This is a genomic window from Sphingomonas sp. H160509, from assembly GCF_024124765.2.
Lineage (GTDB): Bacteria > Pseudomonadota > Alphaproteobacteria > Sphingomonadales > Sphingomonadaceae > Sphingomonas.
On record NZ_JAMXSR020000002.1, the window covers coordinates 446,998 to 472,055 of the forward strand.

The window sequence follows — 25,058 nt, forward strand, 5'->3', positions numbered from 1 at the left end:
CCAGTCGCGTGGTCGCGATGACGCGGATGCCGTCGAGCGCGGACAGCAGAACGCCGTTGAGCGTACGAGGTAAGCGGTCGATATGGTCGATCACCAGCAACCCGCCAGCGGCCGCCGCCGTTTGCTGGGCGATGACGGCGGCGTCCGCGGCTTCGGAGTCCAACGTGATGAGCGGCAGGGCGGCGTGGGGCGACGCCTGATGAACCAGTCGGGCGATCAGCGTCTTGCCGGTACCCGCAGCGCCGTGGATCAGGATCGGGGCACTGGTGGATGCGACGCGAGCGACCAGGTCGCGGGCGCGTGCAATCCCGGCGCTTTCGCCGAGCAGGATGCCGTCATGGACCGGCGGTGTCGCCGCTGTCTCCAGCTTCGCGCGGCGCAGCGCAAGCCCGCGCTCCACCGTGGTCAGCAGGCGTTCGTTGTTCCAAGGCTTGATCACGAAGTCGGTCGCGCCGCTGCGCATCGCACGGACGGCGACCGCGATCCCGCTATGCCCGGTGACGACGATCACGACGGCGCGCGCGTCTGCCGCGATCAGCCGGTCGAGCATCGCGAACCCCCTCCTCGCCGGTGGTCCGTCCGCGCGCGAAGTTGAGATCGAGCAGGATGACGTCGATCGGTTCGCCGGCGAGCAGCACCCAGGCCGCCTCCGGGTTCGCTGCGGTCGACACGCGCATGCCGTGCCGTTCGAGCAGCAGCTGCGCGGCCTTGGCGATGTCGGGATCGTCGTCGATCACCAGGATATGTGATTCGGTTGACATGGCCGTCATAGTGTCCGGAAACGGACAGTTGGTACAGTAGGGGTGAGCGCTTCAGCTGCGGAGCACGGAATTATGCAGCTTTGGCAGTAGCTTAGGATCTGGTCGATCCGTCCCGTACACTGTCCGCATGACGGAGACGACCCTGCCAGGAACTGGCGCCGCGATGGATCGGCGTATCGAGCGTCCGCACGCCAAGCGGCGCAAGCGGATCGTGCGCGGTGCGCTTGCGCTCACGGTGGTGGCTGCGGCGGTGCTGCTGTGGGTGCTAATGCCCGGCGCCAATGCGCTGACCGTCGACGCCGCCGCGATCCGTACCGGCGATATCGTGCGCGCGCCTTTCCGCGATTTCGTGCCGCTCCGCGCCGAGGTGGCGCCGTTGCGGACCGTGTTCGTGACCGCGATCTCGGGCGGGCAGGTCGCCGACCTCGCCACCAGCGACGGCGCGATGGTCGCCGCCGGCACGCCGCTCGCACGTTTGTCCAATCCGTCGCTCGAACTCGACGTGGCCAGCCGCTCGGCGGAGATCGTCGGGCAGTTGAGTGCGATCAGCGGCCAGCGGCTGTCGGTCCAGAACACCCGGCAGGACGGCGCGCGCGATCTGGCCGAGGCACGCAATGCGATGTCCAAGGCGCGGACGTTGCTCGCGCAGAAGCAGGTGCTGTTCGACCGGGGAATCATCACGCGCGCCGCGATCGATCCGGTACGCGAGGATGTCGGGTATCAGCAGGCGCGGGTTGCCGCGCTCGATCGCGGGACGGCCGAAGCCGGCGTTACGCTGGCGGATCAATCCGAGGGGATCGCCGCGACCGCGCGGCAGTTGCGCGAGAGCCTGGCGATGGTTCGGGCGAGTCTCTCCGCCCTGATGCTGCGCGCGCCGGTCGCGGGACGGCTTACCGCCTTCACGTTGCAACCCGGGCAGACGCTCAAGGCCGGCGATCCGGTCGGGCAGATCGACTCCGAGGGACAGTGGAAGCTGACTGCCGATGTCGATCAATTCTATCTCGGGCGCGTCCGGGTCGGGCTTGGCGCTGGGGCCGATATCGACGGTCGGAGCTATGCGATGTCGGTCATCAAAATCCTGCCGCAGGTGACCGAAGGCCGGTTTCGCGTCGAACTCGGCTTTCGCGGTGCGGCACCCACGGGACTGAACCGCGGCCAGACGCTCGACGTCCGCCTCGTGCTCGGCGCGGACCGGCCCGCGGTGGTCGCGCCGTCGGGCGGTTGGCTCGATGCGGGCGGCACCAACGCGTTCGTTCTGGACGGCGACAAGAAGGCCGTCAGGCGGGCGATCGTCACCGGCCGACGCAATCCGGACCAGGTCGAGATCGTCTCCGGCCTCGCACCCGGCGAACGGATCGTGACCACCGCGCTCGGCACCTACACCCCCCTTCCAGACCCTCCCTCATCCGATAGGATTCGATATGATCCAGTTACAGGACCTCAGCCGCACCTATGCCTCGGACGAGGTCGAGACGACTGCGCTCGGCGGCATCGACCTCGCGGTCGAGGCGGGCGAGTTCGTCGCGATCATGGGGCCGTCGGGGTGCGGCAAATCGACGCTGCTCAACATCATCGGCACGATCGACCGTCCCACGGACGGACGGTATCTGTTCGAAGGGGCCGATATCGCGCGCGCGCCCGAAGCCGAACTCGCCAAACTGCGCCGTGATCGACTGGGCTTCGTGTTCCAGAGCTTCAACCTGATCGACGAACTGACGATCGCCGAGAACGTCGCGCTGGGTCTCGCCTATCGGACGATGCCCGCGCGCGAGAAGAAGGACCGCGTGGCGGCGGCGATGGATAGGGTGGGCATCGCCCACCGCCAGCGCCACCACCCGCACCAATTGTCGGGCGGCCAGCAACAGCGCGCCGCGATCGCCCGCGCGATCGTCGGCGAGCCGCGGCTGATCCTCGCCGACGAGCCGACCGGCAACCTCGATACCGAGAACGGCGCGCAGGTGATGGACATCCTCGGCCAGCTGAACGCCGAGGGCGCGACGATCGTGATGGTCACCCACAGCCCGTCGCACGCCGATAGCGCCAAGCGGACGGTGCACATGCTCGATGGCCGCATCCTGTCGTCGGCACGGCGCGCCGCCTGATGCGCCGCTCGCTCCAGATGCTCGTGCTGATGCTGCTCTTGGTGGTCCTCGTCCGCCATCTCGCCGCGACCAAGTCCGGCCCCAAGCCCGGCCCCGATGCCGCAAGCGACGTCTGAAGGAACTGCCATGTCCGCACTCACCAGCCTCTATCGTTCGCTCGCGCATCACCGCCTATTCGCCCTGCTCAACATCGGCGGCCTCGCACTGGGGATTGCGACGTTCCTCGTGCTGTTCCTCTTCGTCCGGTTCGAGACCGGGTACGACCGCGTATTGCCGCAGCAAGATCGGTTGTGGGTGATGGAGGAGCGCTATGTGATGCCGGGCTATCCGGCGGACACCAATCCGAACACGATGGGCAGCGAACTCAAGATCCTGCAGGCGGATTACCCGCAGCTGGTCGGCACGCGCTACATGAACATGGCGGCGACGGTGCAGCAGGGCGGGCAGGCGACGGCCGAGGATTTGGGCACGGTCGACCCGAACTTCTTCGATCTCATGCGCTTTCCCGCGGTCGAGGGGAATCCAGCGGCCACGCTCGCCGATCCGAACGGCCTGGTGGTCACGCAGAAGACCGCGCGGAAATATTTCGGCAGCCAGTCGGCGATCGGCCGGACGTTGCAACTGTCTATCGATGGGACGACCTATCCCCTACAAGGTCGGGGCGGTGCTACGCGACATGCCCGACGACGTCACCTTCAAGAGCGAGATGTTCGCGCAAATCTCGCGGACCCGCTTCGGCAACGAATGGTGGGAGCATTGGGGCAGCGCGTCGCTGACCACGTTTTTGCGGTTTCCCGATGCGGTGGCGGCGCGGACGTTCGAGGCGCAATTGCCAGCCTTTCTCGATCGCCACGCTTATGCCGGCGGCAATCTGAAGAAAGGCGAGTATTTCCAGTCGCTGCGGCCGCTGACCGCGATGCATCTGTATAGTCCGGGTGATCGCGCGATCGTCACGACTCTGGGTGCGGTCGGGCTGCTGACGCTGCTGATCGCCATCGTGAACTACGTCAATCTGGCGACCGCGCGCGCCGGGCTGCGTGCGCGCGAAGTGGCGATGCGCAAGGTGCTGGGCGGCACGCGGCGGTCGCTTATCCGCCAGTTCCTGGGCGAGGCGCTGGCGACAGTCGCCGTGGCGGCGCTGATCGGGCTCGCGCTGGCCGAGATCGCGCTGCCTTTCATCAACGCGCTTGGCGGAACGACGCTGGCGATCCGCTACGTCGGATGGGACGGCGTCGTCCTGCCGCTGGTCCTGCTGGTCCTGGGCATCGCTTTGGTCGCGGGGCTGTATCCCGCGTTCGTGCTTTCGGGGTTTCGCCCTGCCGCGGTGCTAGCCTCGACGCGCGCGCCCGGCGGTGGGCGTAGCGGCACGAGGCTGCGAAGCGCGCTCGTCGTCGTGCAGTTCGCGATCGCGATCGCGTTCGCCATCGCGACCGGAGTCATGCTGAAACAAACCGAGCATATCCGTGACGCCGATCTCGGGTTTCGCCGCGACGGGTTGATGATCGTGCGGTCGCTGATGACCGGTGGGATCGACTCCCCACAGCGCGCGGCGATCCTGCGCAGCCTCGCGGCGGCACCGGGCGTCACCGGCGTGACGGTCGCCAACAACGCGCCGGGCGACCAGAGCACGACCAATTTCTCGGGATATAGTCGCGCAGGAGCGTCCGGCAGCAAGATATCGTTGATGGATGTCGGCACCGGCCGCGACTATTTCCGCGTGTACGGCGCGCGTCTCGTCGCGGGGCGCCTGTTCGACGTCGCGCATGCCGACGACCGCGGCCTGTTGACGCTTGCCGAACGCAAGCGGGCAGGGCCCAATGTGGTGATCAACCGGACCGCGGTGACCGCGCTGGGCTTTGCGTCGCCGGCCGCAGCACTGGGGCAGGCGATCAACGACGGCGAGCGGGACTCGACCATTATCGGCATAGTCGACGACCTGCGCTTCAGAAGTCCGCGCGATGCCGTCACGCCGGTCGCCTACACCTACAACACCGTCGATATCCTCTCGCCGTTCGCGGCGGTACGCTACGCCGGCCGCGATGCGAAGACGATGATGGCGGCACTCGAGGCGGCGTGGAAGCGCGTCGTTCCCAGCGTTCCGTTCGAGGCGCGCTCGGTCGAGGACAATCTGTACCAGCGCTATTACAAGGCGGATGCGCAACGCTCGCGGCTGTTCACGATCGGTGCGGTGCTGGCGATCCTGATTGGCTGCATCGGGCTCTACGGGCTGGCGGCGTTCGACACCGCGCGGCGCGTCAAGGAAATCGGCATCCGCAAGACGCTCGGTGCCTCGACTGCCGAGGTGTTGCGGCTGCTGATCGGCCAGTTCCTGCGCCCCGTGATCCTCGCCAACCTCGTCGCGTGGCCGCTCGCCTATGTCGCGATGCAGCGTTGGCTCGGTGGGTTCGACGACCGCATCGCGCTGTCGCCGTTGTTCTTCGTTGGCGCGTCGTTCGCCGCGGCGCTGATCGCGAGCGGCACCGTATTCGGGCAGGCCTGGCGCGTAGCCCGCGCCGAGCCCGCGCGCGCGTTACGCCACGAATAGGGGCCGGTGGATGTCCTCAGCCTTCCCGACGTTGTACCGTTCGCTCGCCCGGCATCGGCTACACGCCCTCCTCAACATAGGCGGGTGGGCGCTCGGCATCGCGTGTTGCCCCACCAGCCGTCAGACGGCGCGCGCACGCTCCTCGACGATCCGCTCGAGCATCGACAATGGCATCGCACCGGCTTCCAGCACGTCGTGGAAATGCTTCAGGTCGAAGCGATCGCCGGCGATCGCCTTGGCCTTCTCGCGCGCGCGCAGCCACGCCGCATGACCGATCTTGTAGCTGCATGCCTGACCCGGCGAGACGCAATAGCGCTCGACTTCGCGCTGCGAGCGTCCGGGGGCGAAGCCGACCGTATCGACAAGATACTTCGTCGCCTGGTCATGCGTCCACCGCTTGGTGTGGATGCCGGTATCCACGACCAGCCGTGCGGCGCGGAACAGGAACGACTGCAGATAGCCGGCGCGTTCCACGGGCGAGGCATAGCCCCCGAGTTCGTCGGCGAGTTGTTCCGCATAGAGCGCCCAGCCTTCCAGATAGGCGTTGAAGAAGGCGATCTTGCGCAGCGGGTGTGTGGGCGCACGTTGCGCGGTCGATATCTGGAGATGATGCCCCGGCACGCCTTCGTGATAGGTGAGGCTCGGCAGCGTGTATTTCGGCCAGTCGTGCACGCTCTTCAGGTTGATCCAGTAGATCGCGGCACGCGAGCCATCGAGCGGCGCGCGGAAGTAATAGCCGTTGGGTGCACCGTCCTGGATCTCGGGCGCGACGCGGCGGATCTCGAGCGCGGCGTTGGGCGGGTTCGTAAATGCCTTAGGCAGCCGTGCCTGCATTGCCTGGACGCCTGCGTTGAGGCTGGTGAGCAGTTCGGCACGGCCGGCGTCTGTGTTCGCGAACAATTGCGCGGGCAGGCGGTTGAGCTGGTCGAGGCGGGCACCGACGCTGCCCTGCGTGAGGCCCTGTCCACGCAGGATCGGATCGAGCTGCGCGGTGAGTTCTGCGACCTGCTGCAGGCCCATGCGATGGACTTCGTCGGGCGACAAGCTGGTGGTGGTTGCCTGCGCCAGCGCGGCGGCGTAGATCGCATCGCCGTTGGGGATCGCCCAGATGCCGGCGGCGCTGCGCGCCGAGGGCCGCAGCGACCGCAGCAAAGCGATCTGGCGATCGAGCGCCGGATAGACCTGGGTCGCGACGATCCGGGCAGCGCGTGCCTGCCAATCCCCGGCGATCTTTGCGGGGCCGGTGCGGCTGGTCAGCGCCTGGACGAGCTGGTTGTCGGCCGGGCTGGGTGACCGCAGGTTTGCCATTTGGCCTAGCGCGAGATCAAGGGAGAAGTCGGGCGCCAGCCTGCCCTTGGCGGCCTCGCGACGCTGAACCTCGGTTTCGTTATCCAGCTGCCGGCCCATCATCGCCAATCGATCCAGATAGGCTTCGGCATCATCGGCGGTCTTCACCGGGTGGGTCGAGGCCAGGAAGTCCGGCATGGAGAAATAGACGCCGTCCTGCTGCGTGATCGGATAGGGCCCCTGCGGCGTGGAGAGGCCGAACTTCTCCGGGCCGACCATGTTCGACTGGATGCTGTAGAGGACGACTTCGCGATCGATGCGCGCCTGCGGCGACAGCGAGGCGGGATCGACGGCGGTGACGAGCGCCTGTGCCTTGCGGTTTCGTGCCAGGTCCTTCGCGATGGCGGCGTAGCTGTTGTCGCCCAGCATGTGGCGCAGATCGGCATCCTTGCCAGTATCGAGCCCCAGCGAGGTGGCGAATTCCGGCGATTGGCGAACGGTTTCGTGCAGTACCTGATCGAAGGCCGCGTTCAGCCGGGCGTCGCCTGGCCATGGTGCCGCTGCTGTTCCCGCTGACGTCTGCGCAAACGCGGATCGTGCGGGTAGCACGCTCAGCGTGGCGGTAGCGGCACTGGACATGATAAAAGCGCGACGATCCATGCCGATGTTCCTGACTGTGAAGCTGATGGCGCCACGCTAGGCGACAGTAGGGCAGCCGCGCAACCCTACTGCATTGGACAGCCCCAGCAGTACAGCCTCACGCATCGTGCAGTCAGGCCAATGCGCAGCCAACCCCGCTCTGTGACGTCCGTACATCTTCCTGAACTTCGCCCGCTAAAGAGGGAAGCGTTCGCAGCTTTCCGGATTAATACGAGGCATCGATAAGCTCAGATGTAGCGCAGTAGCCGATCAAACTCCCTCTCCGAGTGTTCCAACTTCTTGACGATATATGTGCCCCGCGTGACAAGGGCGATAGTGTCCTTAAACGGTCAATCAGCCGGCCTACGACGTGCGTATAATGATGAGAGGATCGACCTGTGACGCCACGGCTATTAGCGTTGGCATGCGCCGCGACTGCACTGATGGGGGCCAGGCCACCTGAGGCTCGACCCGCAATCACGGGGATCTCGCATCTCGCTGTCTACTCGCGCGACATGGCCAAATCGGAGCATTTCTACACGCACGTACTCGGCGCACGGAAAGGTATGGACCCGGAGAACGCAGCCGGCGTCCGCTTCTATTTCAGTTCTCGTCAGTTCGTCGAGGTGCTGCCCGCGCCTACCGGACACGGCGCCAGCTTGCTCGCCCATGCGGCCTATCTCACGACGGACGCAGCGCGCCTGCGCTCATGGTTCATGGGGCAGGGCATGACGGAGCTTGGTCCGGTCCAGGGCGTGGCTGGCGGCGATCGTTGGTTCGTTACGCACGATCCGGAAGGTAACGAGGTCCAGTTCGTTCAATCCGCCAGTCCGGATGCCAACGCGGTACCTGGAGCGATAAGTAGTCGCGTCATTCATGTCGGCTATGCGGTCCATGATCGCGCTAAACAGGACAGCTTCTATCGCCGCCTGCTCGGCTTTCGACCCTATTGGTTTGGTGCGTTCGAGCCGACAAAGGTCGACTGGGTATCCCAGCAGGCGCCGGATGGGCGTGACTGGATCGAATACATGATGGTCGGGCCGGGATCAGACGTGCCGATCGCCAAGGTGAACGCCAACCAGCTTGGCGTCCTCAACCATCTTTCGCTTGGCGTGTCGAACATGCAGGCAGCCGTCACGACCTTGTATCGGGAAAGCCGCTTGAGCCCGCGTCACGATGGACCCCAGATGGGGCTGGACGGCAAGTGGCAGGCCAACTTCTACGATCCGGACGGGACCCGGGTCGAGTTGATGGAGTTTCAGCCGGTCACCAAGCCGTGCTGCTCCGCCTTCACCGCCGAAAGCCCCACGGACTGAAGCCAATGTGATCCTCCGGCGCGTATCGCGTCACCGCGCCGCCGAAACCCGCCAAACGACGTTGCCGGTATCATCGGCAACGAGGACCGCGCCTGTTCGGTCAACAGTAACGCCGACGGGACGACCGCGAACCTTGCCGTCGGGCGACACGAAGCCGGACAGAAAGTCCTCGGCCTTGCCGCTTGGGCGCGCGTTGCTGAACGGTACGAACGCAACCTTGTAGCCATTCAGTTCGTCGCGATCCCAACTGCCATGCTCGCCGATTAGCGCACCGCCGCGGTAGCGGGGCGGAAGCGACGACCCGGAATAGAATGTGAGTCCAAGCGCCGCGACATGGCTGCTCAGCGCGTAGTCCGGCACGATTGCGCGCGCGACCAGATCGGGTCGCTGCGGCATGACGCGTGGATCCACGTGACGGCCGTAATAGCTATAGGGCCAACCATAAAAGCCGCCATCGCGTACCGAGGTGAGATAATCCGGGACAAGGTTCGGCCCCAGTTCATCGCGTTCGTTCGCGACGACCCAAAGCGTGTTGGTCCCTGGGTAAAAGTTGGGGCTGTTCGGATTGCGCAGTCCCGTGGCGAACACGCGGGAGCGGCCCGATGACCGATCGATTTCCCACACCGCCGCACGGTTCCTCTCGGCCTCCATGCCGTTCTCGGTGATGTTGCTGTTCGATCCAACCGTCGCATAGAGCAGTTTGCCATCCGGGCTCAGCGTCAGGCTCTTCGTCCAGTGATGGTCGATTGGCCCCCCGGGCAATTCGGTCAACCGCACGGGGGCGGCCGTGATCCGGGTCTGACCCAGCGTATAGGGATATCGCAGGACCGCGTCGGTGGCGGCGACGTACAGATAATTGTCGGCAAAGACGACGCCGAACGGCGAGAAGAGATGGTCGACCAGAACCGTACGCAGTTCGGGTACACCGTCGCCATTGGTGTCCCTTACCAACGTGATCTGATTGGTCCCGCCCTTTGGTTTCGCACCGTTCTGGCCGGTCGCGTACTTCTGGACCCATGACACGATAGGATTCTTCGGCCGCGTGATCGGATCGAGGTTCGGGCCTTGGGACTCGACGATGAGTACGTCGCCGTTTGGCAATGCCAGAATGTTTCGCGGATGATTCAGATCGCGTGCCAGCGCCTGTACTCGTAAGCCAGCCGCAGCGGTGGGTGCTTGGCCTGCACTCCAACCCACGACCTCGGCGACGTGGATGGGCGGAACAAGATATTGCTTTGGGGCAGGCAAGACGGGATTGGACCCGATCTGCGAATTGCGATCGAACTCTGCGCCGCCATCGTTGCAGCCGGCAAGCGCGATCGCCGATGCCACCGCAACACCCGCGAGAAGGTTCCGGGCGCGCGCCGTTGCGACGATCACGACCGCACCCCGACGCGATGCTTGTAGACGAGCGACCCACCTAGCCACGCACTGACCCCGAGCAACACCACCGAGATGACCGATAAGGTCAGGCCTGTCGGTACCACGCTCGTCCAACCATCGCGGCTGTGAACGAATGCGTTGAAAAGCTCGATCACGAACACCCCGAGGTTGATGATCATATGCGGTGTCGCCGGACGTGCCGCGCGCACTCGCCGGTCACCGGCATAGTCGATCATCCCGGTCACGGCAGCTAGTCCACCCATCACCAACCCGGCGGTGATCAGCCAGATAGAAAAGTTGCTCCACATGATGTTTGCCGACCCTAGATAAGCAAGATCAGTTAGCAGTGCGCCTATGAAGCAAACGATCGGGAACGGTACCAGCATGGGATGGAGGGGGTGGCCAAAAAAGCTTGGCCGTGGACCTTGGGTTTCCCCGTCGGTGCGATGCTCTTCAGATCGAATGCTCATACTGTCTAAGCGTTAAACTGGGCAGTGAGTTCCCGGCAATAAAGTATCCGAGCAAGTATCGATCGTATTTAAATGTAGATCAGTACGTTTTTCCCCAAATTAACCGCCGTTCTTCGGACATACTAACGACGATCGTACACGAGGCTAAGTAACATGAAACTTTTGACATGTTGTCGTGGCGCGCGCTTCGCGTGGTCCGCAATTGCCGTGCTGGCGTCCATCGATGCGTCAGCGCAGTCGGTGCCGACGATCGATACCGAGGATGCGACGTTAGGGTCGGCCAAAATATCCGGGGGCGGCGACCTTCATCCTCAACTGGCGTTCGACGTTCGCAATGGCGACTTCGCGCGAGGCAATTACGATGACGATCGTGCGGACCCTAGACCGGCTGCCTGTCCACGCGCAGCTCGGCATCGCGATCGATCTGTCGCACGGCTCGGATGGCGCGGCGACTACCTGGCTGGTGTTGCGCTCCTCCAATGGTTTTCATGCGCCGTCGACGGGAGAAATGTCGACACCGCGGATATGGTACGAGAGCAACAATCTCGCGGCTCTGGTGTTCACGCCGCTGAAGGGGCTGAGAGCCGCCGGAGTCTATACGATCAAGACGAGTCCCAACGGCGTGTCGGCCACGACGCACGAGGCGAGTCTGTCGCTTGCCTATGACGGCGATGACGTGGTGGGCAAATTGTCGCCGACCTTCGCCGTCACGATGCGACCGAAGGGAGACAACGGGGTCTTCACGCTGGCGGCGATCGAGCCGGGTTTCGACCTTTCCGAGCGCAAAGACGGGCCGAAATTGAGCATACCGGTCGCGATCGGGCGAGGATGGAGCGGCTTCTATGGTTCGGGAAGTGGCAGCCGTAGCTACCTCAGCGCCGGCGCAGCCCTCGAGCAGCCATTTCTGCTGGGCGCCATGCAGTGGAGTACGCGCCTTGAGGCGCTGGCAGTCGTACGTGACGATCGCCTTGCCGCGCTGAGCGGTCCGCGCGGGGAAACCGGTACCGTCGTGCCGCTGATCACGTGGTCAGTTTCCACGGCATATTAGTCCACGATGGCTATCGGGAACCAATACGCCGCCGATAAACGACGCCGCCGGCCGCGGCTGCTGAAACCGACGCCCGAACGACATTCTAAGGCCAAGGCGACAGCAGCGACCGCACGGGATAGTGCCTAAATCAGCCATTCGAAGGCACGCTTCAATCGTGCCGCACCATCGCTGTCGAACGGGCGCCCGTGCGCGAAGATCACCCGGTCAGGCTCGAGCGCCACGATCGCCTGCACGGCCTTCTTGGCGTCCGCTCCACCTAGCCGTACCGGTAGGCGCAGGTACCGTGCGGTCGTGCCGCGCGTCGCAGCGGAGGCCTGCATCATCAGTCGCGTGATGGGCGGAAGCTTTTCAGGATCTAGGTTTTCGATGAGGTCGACGAGAACGAGCGTCTTGGTTTGCCGGTGGAAGAACCAGACCTCATTGAAACCGGCACCGCCCTGCACGATGCCCTGATCGAGCGTGCCCGACCATTCGGCGGGGGGGCGTCTCACCCAGTACCGCATCGAACCGGACGGACGATGCACGGACCGGCGCCCGGTCCCGTAGCCCCGGCGCGGCCCAAGTGGTCGCTTCGGGGTAGGCGCGTTGCCAGTCGGCAAGGAAAGTCCAGTGGGCCACGTTGGGTGCGACGAGATGCCGTACGCGACCCAGCGCGTCGACGGCCTGGGCCACCTTGGTCGAAAAGGGGGTGGGCGAGTGTAACAGCAGATCGCCGTTCTCGAGCCTAAGGATCGTCATCCGTACAGGTAATGTGAAACCCATCGCATCGATCGGTCCGCTGTCGACGATCCACACACCCTCGGCAACTGCTTTGGGGACGTCGAGTGGCGGGTAGGTCGCGCGCCGCCGGGCCTCCGGATCGTGCGAGCGTAGGCTACCGCCTGCCAGTGCCCAGAGGCCTAAGGCGGCGACGCCAGCGAGGCCAGCCGCGCCGATCAGCCGATGGCGTCTGCCCCTCTGTGAGGATGCTTGGTCCGCGAAGAAGCGTCGCATATCGGCCAGCAGGAGTTCGGGCTGTTCGAGTGCAGCAAAATGGCCGCCGGCCTCCATCTCGTTCCAGTGGACGATGTTGTAGGTCTTGCGTGCGTGTGATCGTGGTGGCGGCGGGAAGACGGGGTCTGGGAAGGCGGCGACGCCGGTCGGCACCTTTATGCGGCTGCCGGCCGGAAATTGGCCCGACCCCTCCAATACGCGACCGCGATACATCCAGGTCGATGTGATGAAGGACCCCTCGACAAGGTAAAGCATGATGTTGGTGAGGAGCGTGTCCTCGTCGAAGGCTTGCCAAAGATCGGGCCGGCCCTGTTCGTCGCGCGGCACGTCCGCCCATGCACCGAACTTTTCCAAGATCCAGGCGGCAACGCCGACGGGGCTGTCCGCCATGGCGACCCCGAGCGTCTGCGGACGCGTGCCCTGCTCTTGCGAGTAGCCGGTCTCCTCCTTGGCCAACGTCGCGCGTCGTGCTGCCCAGGCGAGTTCGTCGGGTGTCTTCGGCGATACGTCTGCAGCCTGGATGAGAACCATGTTGAGGTGCAGCGCGTCGATGGTTTCAGGATGATCGTGCGCCATCCAGCTTCCGATTGCTGCGCCCCAGTCGCCGCCTTGCACAAGATAGCGAGCATCCCCGAACAGTTCGGTCATCAGGCCATGCATGATCTCGCCAGTTCGACGCGGTCCGATCGGCGCGGCAGGACGCCCGGAGAAGGCGTAGCCCGGGAGCGAGGGTACGACGACGTCATGGCCGTCGGCGACCAGCGGAGCGATCAGCGCTTCGAATTCGATGAACGACCCCGGCCAGCCATGCAGCAGGAGCAGCGGTGCGCGTGAACCATCGCCCCGCGCATGAACGAAATGAAGCTTCTGGCCGAGTACTTCGCTGGTGAAGTGGGGTAAAGCATTCAACCGACGTTCCTGCGCACGCCAGTCGAACCTAGTACGCCAATAGTCCACGAGCCGCTTGAGGTCTGCTAGGCCGACGCCCGACTGCCAGCTTCCGGCGTCCGGCAGCGCCCCCCAGTCGAACGAGGCGACTTTGGCATTGATGCCGGCGAGCCGCTCGTCGGGTACTGCAATCGTGAAGGGCTTTACCATGTCGTATCCTCGCGCTCCGAGGCGACGTGCCCCTTCTCGATCCACAACGCGCTCGCGTACCTCACGTTCAATCATTCGATAGCCACGGGCAAAGTCGAGAGACGGCGGAGGTTGCGTCAACGTCTGCACGGCAAATCGCCAACGGAACTCGATCGCTTCGCATCAAGCCATGACAAGCTCGATGTTCCGATGATCGCTGAAGATCTCCACGACGATCTCGAAATAGGTTTGCCCGGTGCCACGCTCGAGCGCGTCCAGCTGGCGACCAATCGCAACCACGTCGAAGCCGGCTGGTCGCTGCAACTTTCTGGCGAGGAACGCCCGGGTCGTCTCGACACCGAGCGCCGTCCTGCTGGCCGCAACGTCCTGCCAGACGATACGAGCCCGTTCCCGCCCCTCGATCGCGCCGTAGCCGCCATAGAGCAGATCGTTCAGCGCATCGAGGCTTTCGCCCAATTGCCAACTTTCCTTGGCCATAAACACCCGGTTTATCTCGACGTAGAAGGTCGGGATATCGCTGATATTCCGGCCAATGATGGTCAACGTCTTCATCAAATCACTCCCGGACCATGCCGTCGATGGGTAGCAACGAGCTTCGCCAGATCTGCGCCTCCCGCTTCAGTTGCCGTCGAAGGCCCAGCGCAACGTTTTCGCCATCTGTCGCGTACCGGACCGAACGACCGGTCTCATCAAGACCGGCGACGCATGCAGGCCATGCATCCGACGTGCCCAGCTCGGGAGAAGGTCTACTGCCGCCTGGGCGATGGTTCGTTGAAGCGGTATTGCCAGTGGGTTGCTCGGCGTCTGATTGAGTACCAACCGCGCGACCTCGCGCGTGCGACCGTCTGCGATCAACGCCGGCTGCATATTGCGAAGCGCCTGATTTGTGCCCGCACGGTTCCGCGGGAGGGGCGTCGGCACCCAGTGCCGATCCTATGCTCGCGAACTCGGCGTAGTAGAGATCCTCCTGCGCGAGCGTCAGTCGACGATCTCCGTAGTGTTGCCACGCCGCGAGGAAGGACCACGCTTCGGATACATGGACCCACGCCAATAAACTGGGGTCGTCGGCACGGTAGGGCGTACCGTTGGGAAGCACGCCGCCGATGTGCGAATGGACCGCGCGGACTCGCGCTATTGCCGCCTCAGCCTCCGCGCGCTCGCCATAGGTAGTCGCAGCGATGAATCGGGCAGTGCGCCGCAGCCTGCCGAGCATATCGGTTCGGAAGTTCGAATGGTCCCAAACCCCGGCTAGAACGGCTGGATGCAGCATCTGGAGCAGCAACGCGGACACGCCGCCTACCATCATGCTGACAACGTCGCCATGCACACGCCAGATCATGGAGTCGGGCGGAAACAGTGCAGTATCGCTCCGCTTCACCGGCTCCTCGCCACGAGCCTGGTCATTAAACAGAGTCCGCACCTGTCGCACGATGCCGGTCTTGGTCTGGTCGCGGATCGATAGCAGGCTGTCGTTCATGCCGTCACGAACGCCCGAGCCCGTATTTAGCAACGGCGGATCGGTCGTCGACATACTGGAACCTATCCTCGATGCCGTCTTATGTTGACGGCCGCTCCCATCTGAGACCATCGCGTTGCCCATGACAAAGAGCAAGGGACGCACCGGCGCGCATGCACGCGCCAATATCCAGCCTGCACCGACGGCGACCGAGCTCGATGCAGCCAAGCGAGAGGTCGCGCAGATCGAGGGGCGGCTGATCGGCCTCGCTGCCGGACATCCCTCGGTCAAGATCTGGAAGGCGCGTCTTCGTGTCGCTCAAGCCGTGATCGCCCGCGCCCCGCGCGACGGTTAGGCGCTGCGACTACGGTGTCTGACGGAGTCGGCTTCGGTGGACGGACGCTGTAATGACGCGGGCGCTATCAACCCCTTGAACTCGCTCACGGAGCCAGCGAAGATCGGTCATCAGCACCGGGAGCGTCCTCTATGCGTCGTCGAACTTTCATTGCCGCCTTGCCTGGGGCCGCTTTGCTACCGGGGATCGGCATGGCGCAGGGCGGTCAGGCCGGACCCGGCGTTCCAGGCAAGCAGGGGGCACCGGGGCCCGGACAAGGTGGTGCGCCGCAGCCAACGACGGCAACTCTTCCCCCGCGCTGGATAGCCGGCGAGGATCGCTTCCTGCGTCCTGACGTAGCCGCGGGCGATCGCCCGGTCGGCGCGAGTTTCGCCTCGCGCACCGCTGCCTATGGCCTCAACGGCGCCGCGGGGACCGCACACCCGCTGGCGACGCAAGCGGGGATCGACATCCTGCGCCGAGGCGGATCGGCGGTCGACGCTGCGATCGCGATCAACGCGTGTCTCGGTTTCCTCGAGCCGACGTCGAGTGGCATCGGCGGCGACGCCTATGCGATGATCTGGGATCCGAAGCAGCGCAAGGTCGTCGGGCTGGCCGGGTCGGGCGCGTCGCCGCGCGGGTTGAGCCTGGAAACAGTGCGGTCGCGGGCGCGCGGCGGGGCGCTGCCCCCGCTGGGTGCGGTGTCCGTATCCGTGCCAGGTGCAGTGGATGCCTGGTGGACGATGCACCAACGCTATGGTCGGCTGCCTTGGGCGCAGCTGTTCGAGCCGGCGATCGCGCATGCCGAGGCCGGCGCGCCGGTGCCGGACATCATTGCCTATTATATCCGGCGCAGCATGGCGGCATTCCGTCGGCCGGGTAACGGCATCGAGGAAACCGCGAACGCCCTCAGGACCTATGGCCTCGCCGACGGCAAGGGCCCGGCGATCGGGCAGGTGTTTCGCAATCCCGATCTCGCCCGCACCTATCGCGCGATCGCGGCGGGCGGACGCGATGCGTTCTATTCCGGCGAGATCGCGCGTGTCGTCGATCGCTACTTCAAGCGGATCGGCGGCTGGCTGCGCTTCGAGGGATCTGGCCGCGCATCGATCGGAATGGATCGAGCCCCATAAGACAGGCTATCGCGGCGTGGACGTGCATGCGCTCGGCGCCAACACGCAGGGCATCGCGACGCTGCAGATGCTGAACATCCTCGAGACCTTCGATCTCGGCGACGCAGGCTTCCAGTCGCCGCTGTCGATCCATCTGCAGGCGGAAGCCAAGCGGCTCGCTTACGAAGACCGGGCGCGGTTCTATGCCGATCCACATTTCAGCAAGGTCCCGGTCGAGTGGCTGGTCTCTAAGGAATACGCCCGCGAGCGCGCGAAACTGATCCGCCGCGACCGGATCCTCGATCCCGTCCATCCCGGCCAGGCGCCCAGCCACGGCGACACCACCTATTTCAGCTGCGCCGACAAGGACGGCATGATGGTGTCGATGATCCAGTCGAACTTCCGCGGCATGGGATCGGGGCTGGTCGCCGATGGTCTCGGCTTCATGTTCCAGGATCGCGGGCAGCTGTTCAGCCTCAGGGACGGTCACCCCAACATCTACGCGCCCGGCAAGCGGCCGTTCCAGACGATCATCCCCGGTTTCGCGACGCGCGGGAACGATCCCTGGATGAGCTTCGGCGTGATGGGCGGCGACATGCAACCGCAGGGGCAGACGCAGATCATCGTCAACCGCGTCGACTATGGCCTCGAGATCCAGTCGGCGGGCGATGCGCCACGCTGGCACCACGAGGGCTCGTCGCAATCGATGGGGGAAGACAGCGCCGGGCTCGGCCCGCGCGGATTGCTGCGGCTGGAATCGGGCGTGCCTGACGCCACGAAGCAGCAATTGGCCGACATCGGCTGGACGATCGGCGAGCCCGACGGAGGCTTCGGCCGCTACGAATGCGTCGAGCACCGCATGGACGGCGCAACGCGGGTCTATGCCGCCGCGAGCGAGATGCGCGCCGACGGCTGCGCTCTGGCCTATTGAGGGGGATGACGATGCGCTACCTGATCCTTGCCGCTCTGGCTTCCGTGGCTATGCCCGCGGATGCCGAAACCTACGAATTGAAGGCGACGCCACAAACGGTCGCCTGGGGGCATTACGATGCCACCGACAAGCCGGTGCTGACGATCCGGTCGGGCGACACGGTGGTGATCCATACGCTGCTGACCAACAGTCCGGCGGGCCTGGAAAAGGCCGGCGTCGCGCCTGCGCAGGTCGAACCGGCGCTGCGGGCGGTCTATGACGGCGTCCCGGCCAGCGCACGCGGACCCGGCGGTCATATCCTGACCGGACCGATCGCGATCACCGGCGCGGAACCCGGCGACATGCTGGAAGTGCGCATCCGGAAAGTCGATCTGGCGATCCCCTATGCCTATAACGCGTTCCGCTACGGGGCGGGGGTTTCTCACCGACGATTTTCCTTATGCGCGGATGAAGATCGTGCCCTTGGATGCCAAGCGCATGGTCGGCCTGTTCGCGCCCGGCGTCGAGGTGCCGCTGGCGCCGTTCTTCGGTAGCATGGGGGTTGCGCCGCCCCCGGCGTTCGGGCGCTACGACAGCGCGCCGCCGACGATCAACGGCGGCAACATGGACGACAAGGCGCTCGTCGCCGGGACGACCTTGTTCCTCCCCGTCTACGCGTCCGGCGCGCTGTTCCAGGTCGGCGACGGCCATGCCGCGCAGGGCAATGGCGAGGTGGATATCACGGCGCTGGAAACCTCGTTGACCGGTACGTTCGAGTTCGTACTGCACAAGAAGGCGGCAATCACCTATCCGCGCGCCGAGACGCCCAAGGCCTATATCGCGATGGGCTTCGACGACGATCTCAGTCATGCGACCCGCAAGGCGTTGCGCAACATGATCGATTTCCTCGTTGCTGAAAAAGGCATGACGCGCGACGATGCCTATATGCTGATCAGCGTCGCTGGCGACGTTGAGATCACCGAGCTCGTCGACCGCAACAAGGGTGTCCACGTCGTCCTACCGAAGGCGGTGTTCACGAAGCGCTAGCGGCGGACTCTGCCTGGGAAGCTCACGGTAACGCCGCGGCGACGTCCGCGGCGAAGCGGGCGATGTCGAACCGCGCAGCGCCGGGGTCCTCGCCCCGCCTGACCACCACCAGATGCCGGGACGGGATCACCATGACATACTGTCCCCGGTTGCCTTGCGCGGCGTAGCTGCCCTCGGGCAAACCCTGCGTGGGGCCGAACAGCCACATCGTCGCGCCATAGCCCGGTCCGCTCAACGGCTGCGGTCCACTCGGCGTCGTCATCGTCCGCATCCAGCCAGCCGGCAGCAGGCGCTTGCCCTGCCAGACGCCGTCTTGCGACCAGAACAGACCCAGCCTCGCCAGGTCGCGCGCGGTCGACCAGACTTGGCTAGAGAGGATGTAATTGCCGTGCCAGTCGGTCTCGGCAACGGTATGCGCCATACCGAGCGGACCGAACAGGCTGGCCGGCAACGCACGGTACCGCGCCTCTCCGATCGCGTTTCGGGTGGCGTAGACCGCGAGCAGGATATCGGTGTTGGCGTAGCGGAAGCGTGTGCCGGGCAGGGCCTCCAAAGGCCATGACACCGCCTGTTCGTCCACCGTGGTCCCGCCGAAATAGATGGCATCGGTGCGATTGCCGGCGGTATCGCTGTGCAGGCCGGATCCCATGCGCAGGAGATTGTCGAGCGTGATGGCCTGCCGTGGATCGCCGACCTTCCATTGCGGCACGGACGCGGGGGCTTTCAACGCGCCTGCATTGGTCAGGCCGATGAGCGTGCCGGCGATCGACTTACCGACCGACCAGGTGCGATTGGACACGAACGGCCCGAAACCGGGGCCATATTGCTCGGCAAGAACTTCGCCGTCCTTCACGACGATTACGCCGACCGTCTTGGTGCCGACGCCGTAGCTGGTCCCGAATGCCTGGCCGACGGCGCTGGTCAGCGTGCCCGACGGACGCGATGCGATGCCGGCGTCACCTTGCGGCCAGCGACGAGGATCAGCGGCCGCAATCGAAGGTGCCGCCGTCGCCTTGCGGCCAGTCGGTGCCGTACTGCCGATCGGCAACGTCACGCAACCATGCCCGCTAGTCCACTCCGCGCGTCTCGGAGGTAGCTTTGGATCGAACCCTACGGAGACGGATTGGCGGGCGCGGTCGACGTTCGCCGTGAGCCTCAGCACGATCTTCTCATAGTCCGGGTAGATGCCGGCCAACTCATCGGCATCGATCTGCTCCGGCGTGCGGCCTGCATTGAAGATGCCTGAGCAATAGAGCGCGGCCTTGTAACCGGCCGCGACGGCGCGCTGGTATGTTCCTGCCGAGGGTTGTGCGACGATCTGTGCACTGGCGGGAACTGACGCGAGGAGGGCGAGACCGGCCGCTTTAAGTATCTGCATGACCGCATTCTTCCATCACGCAACCAGATCGGCAATCCGTTTCTCGGTCATGCGCGTAAAGAGAGGGGGCGCGGTCAAGCGCATCCAGCGGAGACCGGCACGGCAGCGATGACTTGCCGTGCAGGTCCCTCAGCAAGCGCCTAGTCCCGCATGAATTCCGCAAAGACATCGCGCCAATCCGCATGCCAGCGGGACAGGGCGGGGCGGTTTTCGATCAGGTCCCCCGCCGCCCACGCTATCCGCTTCGCATCCTGTTCGGACGTCGTCTCGTTGTCCGGGCACAAGATGTAGAAGTCGCCCGCTGCCACGCGGTCCATCATCAGCGCCACGACCTGTTCGGCTGTCCACGCGCCGGGCGGTTTCTCGGCCAGTCGACCACCCGTCATTCCGGTCCAGGTGAAGCCGGGCACGAGCAGATGGGCACTGACCCGGCTTCCGGACCGTTCGCGCAAGCTGTGGGCGAGGCCTTCGGTCAGCGCTTTCACCCCAGCCTTGCTGACGTTGTAGGCGGTGTTGCCGGGCGGCTGCGTGATGCCCTGTTTGGAGCCGGTGTTGATGACGAGGGCAGGGGCCTCGCCTTCGACCATGCCCGGGACGAAGGCCTGGACGCCGTGGATCACGCCCATCAGGTTGACGCCGAGCACCTCGTCCCACTTTGATGGGTCGGCAAACACATCACCGCCCCCCGCCAATGCCGGCGTTGTTCATCAGCACCGAGACGGGACCGTGACGGTCGACCACCTCCTTCGCCAGCGCGGCCATCGCGGCACGATCCGCGACGTCGGCGGACAGCGCAACCGCGCCGTCCATGGAGGACGCGGCCTGCTCTAGCGCCTCACCGGGACGGTCGACCAGAACCACCCGCATGCCCGCGTCCGCAAAGGCGCGAGCAGCGGCCAGTCCAATGCCGCCGGCCGCTCCCGTGACGACCGCAAGCTTGCCCGGTGCGATCGCTGCGAAAGACGGAACGCTCACGCGTCGATGCTCGCCATCGAGGCGTCTGGGTAACGTGTCCCCTGCGCCGCGCCGGGCGGGAGAATGTCATCGATACGGGCGAGATCGGCTTCACTTAGCTCCACGTCGAGGCGCGCCTAGATTATCCTCGAGATACTTGCGGCGCTTGGTACCCGGGATCGGCACGATATCCTCACCCTGGCGCAATACCCATGCAAGCGCCAGTTGGGCCGGCGTGCAGCCCTTGTCCGCCGCCATAGTGCCGATCGCGGCGACGAGGTCGAGGTTCTTCTGGAACGCCGCGCCCTGAAAGCGCGGGTGGTTGTGGCGCGTGTCGCCGGCGTCGAGATCGTCGGGTGTCTTGAACTGGCCTGTAAGAAAGCCGCGGCCAAGCGGGCTGTACGGCACGAAGCCGATCCCCAGTTCGCGCACCGTCGGCAGAATCTGGTCCTCGACGTCACGGCTCCACAGCGAATATTCGGTCTGCAACGCGGTGATCGGGTGCACGGCATGCGCTCGGCGGATGGTCGCGGGGGCAGCCTCGGACAGGCCGAGATACTTGACCTTACCCGCGCGGACGAGGTCGGCCATCGCGCCGACGGTTTCCTCGATCGGCACGTCGGGATCGACGCGGTGCTGGTAGTAGAGATCGATGACATCGAGCCCGGTCCGCTTCAAGCTCGCGTCGCAGGCCGACCGCACATAGTCGGGGCGGCCGTTGATCCCCTTGAAGCTGCCATCCGACCCGCGGACGTTGCCGAACTTGGTCGCGACCACGATCCACTCGCGCCGCTCGCGCACGACGCGACCGACCAGCTCTTCATTAGCGCCAACGCCGTACATGTCGGCGGTGTCGAGAAACGTCACGCCGAGGTCGAGCGCGCGGTTGATCGTCGCGACGGACTCCGTCTCGTCGCGGCTTCCGTAGAAGTCGGACATGCCCATGCAGCCGAGACCCAGCGCCGAGACTTCGAGGCCTTGCTGGCCCAGTTTGCGGGTTTCCATCAGATCAGTCCTTGTTGGCGGGCAATATGATTGGCGGTTGAAGGGTTACGGCCTGCGGGATTGTGAAGGTTCATCCCAAACGTCGGCGGCCGTGAGCAGGACTGGGGGCTCCCCGCCCAGCCGGCTGACAAACTCGCGTCGCGCGATACGATGTATGTCGGACTCGAATTCTCCATACGTCTCGATCGCGGTATCGCTGTCGATGCCGTCGAGGTCCGGGTCGATGAACTCCGCCAACGCCTCGCTCGTGATCAGGAACTCGACCATGCCGAGGTCCGTGTGGCCGAGGAACAGGACGCCGTGCCGTTCGGCAAGCCATTCATACTCGCCAGGCTCGAAGCGAACGCTCGCAGACGCCATGGCTCAGCCCTCGTCGTTTGCGCTAGGCAGCCGCTCGGCCAGCGCGGCGATACCGTCGCCGGCGAGGGGTTGCATGGGCCGCACCGTCGATTTGCAAAGGGTGCTCCGGCGTAAGCACGGCAGCGTCACGATGCTCGGAATCGAGCGTCATCCACGTACGAACAGCGCCCTCCAGGCTCGTTACCTCGGCGAGGTTCTCGTTCCCACGCGGCACGTTCTCTAACGCAGCACTCATCCGCCAGTCGATATCCGGCGTCTTCGCATCGTCGCCCCAGGTCGCTTCCGTCATGCTCAAATCCCAAATTGACCGGGAGTGCCGGCTTCCTGATGGCTAAAGCGCTCACCTTCGAAGGCTGGTTCCAGGTTAATTCGCATATCGGTCGGACGGTTCACCTTCGCGGGAGGCCCAGGCCACGACGGGGTTCAGCATGAGCTATCAGGACCCGACGGCGGCGGGTGTCGCCTTCTGGCCGACGCAGTGGACCGATGGGAACAACTGAGCGGCTATTGCTGTGCCTCGTCCGACGCGACCGTACCCATCGTCATCGCCAGCAACGACATGCCGCGGTGTTCGTGATCCAGCTTCAGAAGCCTGACCCAATGCGCGATATGCTTCCCGGCTGCCTCACCGGCCTTTCGCAGATGCTGCGGGGTCGAGAGATCCGTGTCGTTTTCGATCACCGCGGCGATCGACAGCGCGAAGAAATCGATGATGTCATCTGCAATCAGTGCTCGATCCGGGGAATTCGCGGCGAGATACTGCATTACGATGGGCGCGATAACCTGGAACAGGTCGATCTTGGCTTGGTCGTCTACCTTCATCGTGTTTGCGGTCATGCTCGTCTCCTCCGTTCCTGACCTGTATCGTTCGAGACTGGGGGGCGAAAGGCGCAGGCCAACGGTCCCGCCAAGATCGAAGGCGCGATGATTCACCCACAAGAGAATAGCTTTGCCGCAAAGTCTTAGCGATTGGCCGGACGCCTCGAACCTGGAACGGTTCGGCGATCATCGTTTCCGCAACCGCGATCGGCGTCGTTGTCGAGCACGTAGAAATCGCCGAACCAGTGGAGCGTCGCTACACGGGCGTCAGTAGATTGCCGCTCAGTTGGAGTTGCTCGATGTCACGACGCGGAGGAGCGCCGAACAGGCGCGCATATTCGCGGTTGAACTGTGACGGGCTTTCATAGCCCACGGCAAAACCTGCGCCGCTTGCCGTCGTGTTCCCTGACAGCATCAGGCGTCGTGCCTCCTGTAACCGCAATTGTTTTTGATACGCCAACGGCGTCATTTTCGTCACTGCCTTGAAGTGTTCGTGGAGTGACGACGGGCTCATACCCGCGGCGGTGGCGATGTCCCCGATGCGGAGCGGCCGATCGAATCCGGTGCGGATTGTTGCGATAGCGCGGCTGACCTGATTGAGGTGGCTGTCGGCGACTGCCATGTAGCGAAGTGCAGCCCCGTGGGGACCCACGAGCAAACGGTACAGGATCTCCCGTTCGATCAGCGGCGCTAGCGCAGCGATGCTGTCGGGCCGATCCAGCAGCCGCATCAGTCGGCACGCCGCGTCGACCAGATCGTCGTCGCTGCGATATACCGCGAGCGCCGGCAGATCGGCTTTCGGCGCCCGGCCGCCTTCCGCCAGGATGAGGTCCGCCAGCACGGACTGGTCGATGTCGATCTTGCAGCAGAGGTACGGCGCGTCACGATCCGCCTGGACGACGTGTCCGACGAGCGGCAGGTCGACCGAGACCAGCAGGTAATGCGCGGCATCGTAGAGCAGGCTCTCTCCGCCGAGCGAGACCCGCTTGGCACCTTGGGCAATTATGCAAAGCGACGCGTCATACACGGCGGGCAGGGGCACGGTCGGCTGATCGGCCCGGAACAGCGACAGTCGATGGATTGGCGTGCTGACCATGCCGGTTCTCGGGACATGGCGCGCAACCAATGTGGCGAGGTCTGCGATCGTACTCATCATGGGACTGTGTCCGCTGCCAGCCATTGTCACAAGCGGAGTTGAGGTCGTTTTGGAGGATCGTGCAAGGATTGCGGGGGGATCGGTCTCACGCTGGTCGGCAATCCGGTTCCATCTGTGCCCAGCCTTCGAGGCGACACGAAAGGAACCATCATGAACGACGTCATCGACAAGACAGTGCTGATCAGCGGCGCCTCAAGCGGTATCGGCGAGGCCACCGTGCGCGAACTGGCGGCCAAGGGCGCGCGCCTTTTCATCGGTGCGCGCAGGACCGATCGCCTCGAAGCGCTGGCGGCGGAACTCGGCAACAACGTCGCGTGGAAGGCGCTGGACGTAACCGACGCCGCGAGCTTCGCCGCGTTCGCCGATGCGGCGGAGGCGCGGTTCGGACGCGTGGACGTGCTGATCAACAATGCCGGCGTTATGCCGCTGTCGCCGCTCGCCGCGCTGAAGCAGGACGAGTGGACGCGGATGATCGACGTCAACGTTCACGGCGTGCTGAACGGGATCGCTGCCGTGCTGCCGCGATTCATCGCGCAGAAGGCGGGCCACGTCGTCAACGTCGCATCGATCGCTGCGCATTTCGTGATGCCGAGCGCAGCGGTCTACTGCGCCACCAAATACGCGGTCTGGGCGATCACGGAAGGATTGCGCCAGGAGCATGACGACATCCGCACGACGATCATTTCACCTGGGGTCGTGGCAACCGAACTGGGCAACGACATCACCGATCCGGATATTGCCACTGCGCTGACCACATGGCGGCAAAAGTCGCTGACCCCCGACGCGATCGCGCGAGCAATCCGCTACGCTTTGGAGCAGCCCGAGGGAGTAGACATCAACGAGGTCATCGTCCGCCCGACCGCAGCCGGCATGTAGGCGACG

The 25,058-nt window shown here is 64.8% G+C and carries 24 protein-coding genes and 4 pseudogenes; 11 read left to right on the forward strand and 17 right to left on the reverse strand.

From position 1 onward, the window contains the following. Window positions 1-67: 67 nt before the first annotated feature. Together NHF48_RS25745 and NHF48_RS03840 are read right to left on the reverse strand one after the other, a co-directional pair. Window positions 68-550, reverse strand: a pseudogene (locus NHF48_RS25745) (sigma 54-interacting transcriptional regulator); the annotation flags it as partial. After that, window positions 489-761, reverse strand: coding sequence for a response regulator (locus NHF48_RS03840; protein WP_253070304.1), 273 nt, complete (start codon window positions 759-761; stop codon window positions 489-491). The gene NHF48_RS03840 and the pseudogene NHF48_RS25745, both read right to left, overlap by 62 nt. Window positions 762-1,623: 862 nt before the next feature. Between NHF48_RS03840 and NHF48_RS03845 the strand changes: the two are divergent. From NHF48_RS03845 to NHF48_RS03860, 4 genes and pseudogenes are all read left to right on the forward strand, one after another. Continuing rightward, a pseudogene (locus NHF48_RS03845) lies at window positions 1,624-1,866 on the forward strand (HlyD family efflux transporter periplasmic adaptor subunit); the annotation flags it as partial. Window positions 1,867-2,182: 316 nt separating this feature from the next. Continuing rightward, window positions 2,183-2,863, forward strand: a complete 681-nt coding sequence (locus NHF48_RS03850) for an ABC transporter ATP-binding protein (RefSeq protein ID WP_253070305.1) — start codon at window positions 2,183-2,185, stop codon at window positions 2,861-2,863. Between the two features lie 126 nt (window positions 2,864-2,989). Continuing rightward, entirely contained in the window at window positions 2,990-3,793 is an 804-nt protein-coding gene (locus NHF48_RS03855; RefSeq protein ID WP_253070306.1) for an ABC transporter permease, read from the forward strand. Beyond that, window positions 3,780-5,408, forward strand: coding sequence for an FtsX-like permease family protein (locus NHF48_RS03860; protein WP_342454720.1), 1,629 nt, complete (start codon window positions 3,780-3,782; stop codon window positions 5,406-5,408). Before NHF48_RS03855 ends, NHF48_RS03860 begins: the two co-directional genes overlap by 14 nt. A 120-nt stretch (window positions 5,409-5,528) precedes the next feature. Here the strand turns inward: NHF48_RS03860 and NHF48_RS03865 are convergent, their stop codons facing one another. Continuing rightward, on the reverse strand, window positions 5,529-7,355 hold the full coding sequence (locus tag NHF48_RS03865; RefSeq protein ID WP_253070307.1) for a DUF885 domain-containing protein: 1,827 nt from the start codon (window positions 7,353-7,355) through the stop codon (window positions 5,529-5,531). A 422-nt stretch (window positions 7,356-7,777) separates the two neighbouring features. On the opposite strand from NHF48_RS03865, the gene NHF48_RS03870 reads away from it, so the two are divergent. Beyond that, window positions 7,778-8,650 (forward strand): VOC family protein, encoded by an 873-nt coding sequence (locus tag NHF48_RS03870; RefSeq protein WP_263817017.1) that lies wholly within the window; start codon window positions 7,778-7,780, stop codon window positions 8,648-8,650. Window positions 8,651-8,680: 30 nt separating this feature from the next. Here the strand turns inward: NHF48_RS03870 and NHF48_RS03875 are convergent, their stop codons facing one another. Together NHF48_RS03875 and NHF48_RS03880 are read right to left on the reverse strand one after the other, a co-directional pair. After that, window positions 8,681-10,030: a PQQ-dependent sugar dehydrogenase gene (locus NHF48_RS03875; RefSeq protein ID WP_253070309.1), complete on the reverse strand. Its 1,350-nt coding sequence runs from the start codon at window positions 10,028-10,030 to the stop codon at window positions 8,681-8,683. Continuing rightward, window positions 10,027-10,503, reverse strand: coding sequence for a DUF2231 domain-containing protein (locus NHF48_RS03880; protein ID WP_342454566.1), 477 nt, complete (start codon window positions 10,501-10,503; stop codon window positions 10,027-10,029). Before NHF48_RS03880 ends, NHF48_RS03875 begins: the two co-directional genes overlap by 4 nt. Window positions 10,504-10,837: 334 nt before the next feature. Here NHF48_RS03880 and NHF48_RS03885 point away from each other — a divergent pair, with 334 nt between their 5' ends. Further along, the gene (locus NHF48_RS03885) at window positions 10,838-11,551 is read left to right on the forward strand and encodes a hypothetical protein (protein ID WP_253070311.1); all 714 of its coding nucleotides are present in this window, start codon (window positions 10,838-10,840) and stop codon (window positions 11,549-11,551) included. Between the two features lie 125 nt (window positions 11,552-11,676). Here NHF48_RS03885 and NHF48_RS03890 read toward each other — a convergent pair whose 3' ends face one another. The 4 genes from NHF48_RS03890 to NHF48_RS25750 all read right to left on the reverse strand — a co-directional run bounded on the left by NHF48_RS03890 (window position 11,677) and on the right by NHF48_RS25750 (window position 15,176). After that, a complete protein-coding gene (locus NHF48_RS03890; RefSeq protein ID WP_253070312.1) occupies window positions 11,677-11,997 on the reverse strand; it encodes a DUF4336 domain-containing protein in 321 nt (106 codons plus the stop codon). Beyond that, window positions 11,972-13,645 carry an alpha/beta fold hydrolase gene (locus tag NHF48_RS03895; RefSeq protein WP_253070313.1) on the reverse strand — a complete coding sequence of 558 codons (1,674 nt, stop codon included), beginning with the start codon at window positions 13,643-13,645 and terminating at the stop codon, window positions 11,972-11,974. The genes NHF48_RS03890 and NHF48_RS03895 overlap by 26 nt, the downstream gene beginning before the upstream one ends. A 162-nt stretch (window positions 13,646-13,807) precedes the next feature. After that, window positions 13,808-14,197 carry a barstar family protein gene (locus NHF48_RS03900; RefSeq protein WP_253070314.1) on the reverse strand — a complete coding sequence of 130 codons (390 nt, stop codon included), beginning with the start codon at window positions 14,195-14,197 and terminating at the stop codon, window positions 13,808-13,810. Between the two features lie 4 nt (window positions 14,198-14,201). After that, window positions 14,202-15,176 carry an oxygenase MpaB family protein gene (locus NHF48_RS25750; RefSeq protein ID WP_446741106.1) on the reverse strand — a complete coding sequence of 325 codons (975 nt, stop codon included), beginning with the start codon at window positions 15,174-15,176 and terminating at the stop codon, window positions 14,202-14,204. 67 nt (window positions 15,177-15,243) lie between these two features. Here NHF48_RS25750 and NHF48_RS03910 point away from each other — a divergent pair, with 67 nt between their 5' ends. The 4 genes and pseudogenes from NHF48_RS03910 to NHF48_RS03930 all read left to right on the forward strand — a co-directional run bounded on the left by NHF48_RS03910 (window position 15,244) and on the right by NHF48_RS03930 (window position 18,504). After that, window positions 15,244-15,456, forward strand: a complete 213-nt coding sequence (locus NHF48_RS03910; RefSeq protein WP_253070315.1) for a hypothetical protein — start codon at window positions 15,244-15,246, stop codon at window positions 15,454-15,456. 131 nt (window positions 15,457-15,587) lie between these two features. After that, a pseudogene (locus NHF48_RS24640) lies at window positions 15,588-17,478 on the forward strand (gamma-glutamyltransferase family protein). 11 nt (window positions 17,479-17,489) lie between these two features. Next, the gene (locus NHF48_RS03925) at window positions 17,490-18,011 is read left to right on the forward strand and encodes an acetamidase/formamidase family protein (protein ID WP_253070318.1); all 522 of its coding nucleotides are present in this window, start codon (window positions 17,490-17,492) and stop codon (window positions 18,009-18,011) included. After that, on the forward strand, window positions 17,941-18,504 hold the full coding sequence (locus NHF48_RS03930; RefSeq protein WP_263816694.1) for an acetamidase/formamidase family protein: 564 nt from the start codon (window positions 17,941-17,943) through the stop codon (window positions 18,502-18,504). The genes NHF48_RS03925 and NHF48_RS03930 overlap by 71 nt, the downstream gene beginning before the upstream one ends. Window positions 18,505-18,526: 22 nt before the next feature. Here the strand turns inward: NHF48_RS03930 and NHF48_RS03935 are convergent, their stop codons facing one another. The 8 genes and pseudogenes from NHF48_RS03935 to NHF48_RS03970 all read right to left on the reverse strand — a co-directional run bounded on the left by NHF48_RS03935 (window position 18,527) and on the right by NHF48_RS03970 (window position 24,173). Continuing rightward, window positions 18,527-19,882, reverse strand: a complete 1,356-nt coding sequence (locus NHF48_RS03935; RefSeq protein WP_253070320.1) for a serine hydrolase domain-containing protein — start codon at window positions 19,880-19,882, stop codon at window positions 18,527-18,529. Between the two features lie 140 nt (window positions 19,883-20,022). Further along, a complete protein-coding gene (locus tag NHF48_RS03940) occupies window positions 20,023-20,526 on the reverse strand; it encodes an SDR family NAD(P)-dependent oxidoreductase (RefSeq protein WP_263816697.1) in 504 nt (167 codons plus the stop codon). A gap of 31 nt (window positions 20,527-20,557) precedes the next feature. Further along, the gene (locus NHF48_RS03945; protein ID WP_253070322.1) at window positions 20,558-20,857 is read right to left on the reverse strand and encodes an SDR family NAD(P)-dependent oxidoreductase; all 300 of its coding nucleotides are present in this window, start codon (window positions 20,855-20,857) and stop codon (window positions 20,558-20,560) included. After that, window positions 20,854-21,841, reverse strand: a pseudogene (locus NHF48_RS03950) (aldo/keto reductase). The gene NHF48_RS03945 and the pseudogene NHF48_RS03950 overlap by 4 nt, the downstream one beginning before the upstream one ends. Before the next feature lie 45 nt (window positions 21,842-21,886). Next, the gene (locus tag NHF48_RS03955) at window positions 21,887-22,201 is read right to left on the reverse strand and encodes a DUF1488 family protein (RefSeq protein WP_056481339.1); all 315 of its coding nucleotides are present in this window, start codon (window positions 22,199-22,201) and stop codon (window positions 21,887-21,889) included. Between the two features lie 22 nt (window positions 22,202-22,223). Then, on the reverse strand, window positions 22,224-22,490 hold the full coding sequence (locus NHF48_RS03960) for a hypothetical protein (protein ID WP_253070323.1): 267 nt from the start codon (window positions 22,488-22,490) through the stop codon (window positions 22,224-22,226). A gap of 215 nt (window positions 22,491-22,705) precedes the next feature. Continuing rightward, window positions 22,706-23,038 (reverse strand): hypothetical protein, encoded by a 333-nt coding sequence (locus NHF48_RS03965; RefSeq protein WP_253070324.1) that lies wholly within the window; start codon window positions 23,036-23,038, stop codon window positions 22,706-22,708. A gap of 238 nt (window positions 23,039-23,276) precedes the next feature. Beyond that, complete coding sequence (locus tag NHF48_RS03970) at window positions 23,277-24,173, reverse strand: AraC family transcriptional regulator (RefSeq protein ID WP_253072330.1); 897 nt, start codon at window positions 24,171-24,173, stop codon at window positions 23,277-23,279. A gap of 153 nt (window positions 24,174-24,326) precedes the next feature. On the opposite strand from NHF48_RS03970, the gene NHF48_RS03975 reads away from it, so the two are divergent. Then, window positions 24,327-25,052 carry an SDR family oxidoreductase gene (locus NHF48_RS03975; RefSeq protein ID WP_253070325.1) on the forward strand — a complete coding sequence of 242 codons (726 nt, stop codon included), beginning with the start codon at window positions 24,327-24,329 and terminating at the stop codon, window positions 25,050-25,052. Window positions 25,053-25,058 lie beyond the last annotated feature (6 nt).

Bases quoted from the DNA above. Each gene is read 5' to 3' on its own strand.
- NHF48_RS03880 (WP_342454566.1), bottom strand. From the start codon at position 10,503: ATGAGCATTCGATCTGAAGAGCATCGCACCGACGGGGAAACCCAAGGT.
- NHF48_RS03885 (WP_253070311.1), top strand. From the start codon at position 10,838: ATGGCGACTTCGCGCGAGGCAATTACGATGACGATCGTGCGGACCCTA.
- NHF48_RS03970 (WP_253072330.1), bottom strand. From the start codon at position 24,173: ATGAGTACGATCGCAGACCTCGCCACATTGGTTGCGCGCCATGTCCCG.
- NHF48_RS03860 (WP_342454720.1), top strand. From the start codon at position 3,780: ATGCATCTGTATAGTCCGGGTGATCGCGCGATCGTCACGACTCTGGGT.
- NHF48_RS03900 (WP_253070314.1), bottom strand. From the start codon at position 14,197: ATGAAGACGTTGACCATCATTGGCCGGAATATCAGCGATATCCCGACC.
- NHF48_RS03895 (WP_253070313.1), bottom strand. From the start codon at position 13,645: ATGGTAAAGCCCTTCACGATTGCAGTACCCGACGAGCGGCTCGCCGGC.
- NHF48_RS03870 (WP_263817017.1), top strand. From the start codon at position 7,778: ATGGGGGCCAGGCCACCTGAGGCTCGACCCGCAATCACGGGGATCTCG.
- NHF48_RS03960 (WP_253070323.1), bottom strand. From the start codon at position 22,490: ATGACGGAAGCGACCTGGGGCGACGATGCGAAGACGCCGGATATCGAC.
- NHF48_RS25750 (WP_446741106.1), bottom strand. From the start codon at position 15,176: ATGTCGACGACCGATCCGCCGTTGCTAAATACGGGCTCGGGCGTTCGT.
- NHF48_RS03855 (WP_253070306.1), top strand. From the start codon at position 2,990: ATGTCCGCACTCACCAGCCTCTATCGTTCGCTCGCGCATCACCGCCTA.
- NHF48_RS03850 (WP_253070305.1), top strand. From the start codon at position 2,183: ATGATCCAGTTACAGGACCTCAGCCGCACCTATGCCTCGGACGAGGTC.
- NHF48_RS03925 (WP_253070318.1), top strand. From the start codon at position 17,490: ATGCGCTACCTGATCCTTGCCGCTCTGGCTTCCGTGGCTATGCCCGCG.
- NHF48_RS03965 (WP_253070324.1), bottom strand. From the start codon at position 23,038: ATGACCGCAAACACGATGAAGGTAGACGACCAAGCCAAGATCGACCTG.
- NHF48_RS03840 (WP_253070304.1), bottom strand. From the start codon at position 761: ATGTCAACCGAATCACATATCCTGGTGATCGACGACGATCCCGACATC.
- NHF48_RS03935 (WP_253070320.1), bottom strand. From the start codon at position 19,882: ATGCAGATACTTAAAGCGGCCGGTCTCGCCCTCCTCGCGTCAGTTCCC.
- NHF48_RS03955 (WP_056481339.1), bottom strand. From the start codon at position 22,201: ATGGCGTCTGCGAGCGTTCGCTTCGAGCCTGGCGAGTATGAATGGCTT.
- NHF48_RS03975 (WP_253070325.1), top strand. From the start codon at position 24,327: ATGAACGACGTCATCGACAAGACAGTGCTGATCAGCGGCGCCTCAAGC.
- NHF48_RS03865 (WP_253070307.1), bottom strand. From the start codon at position 7,355: ATGGATCGTCGCGCTTTTATCATGTCCAGTGCCGCTACCGCCACGCTG.
- NHF48_RS03910 (WP_253070315.1), top strand. From the start codon at position 15,244: ATGACAAAGAGCAAGGGACGCACCGGCGCGCATGCACGCGCCAATATC.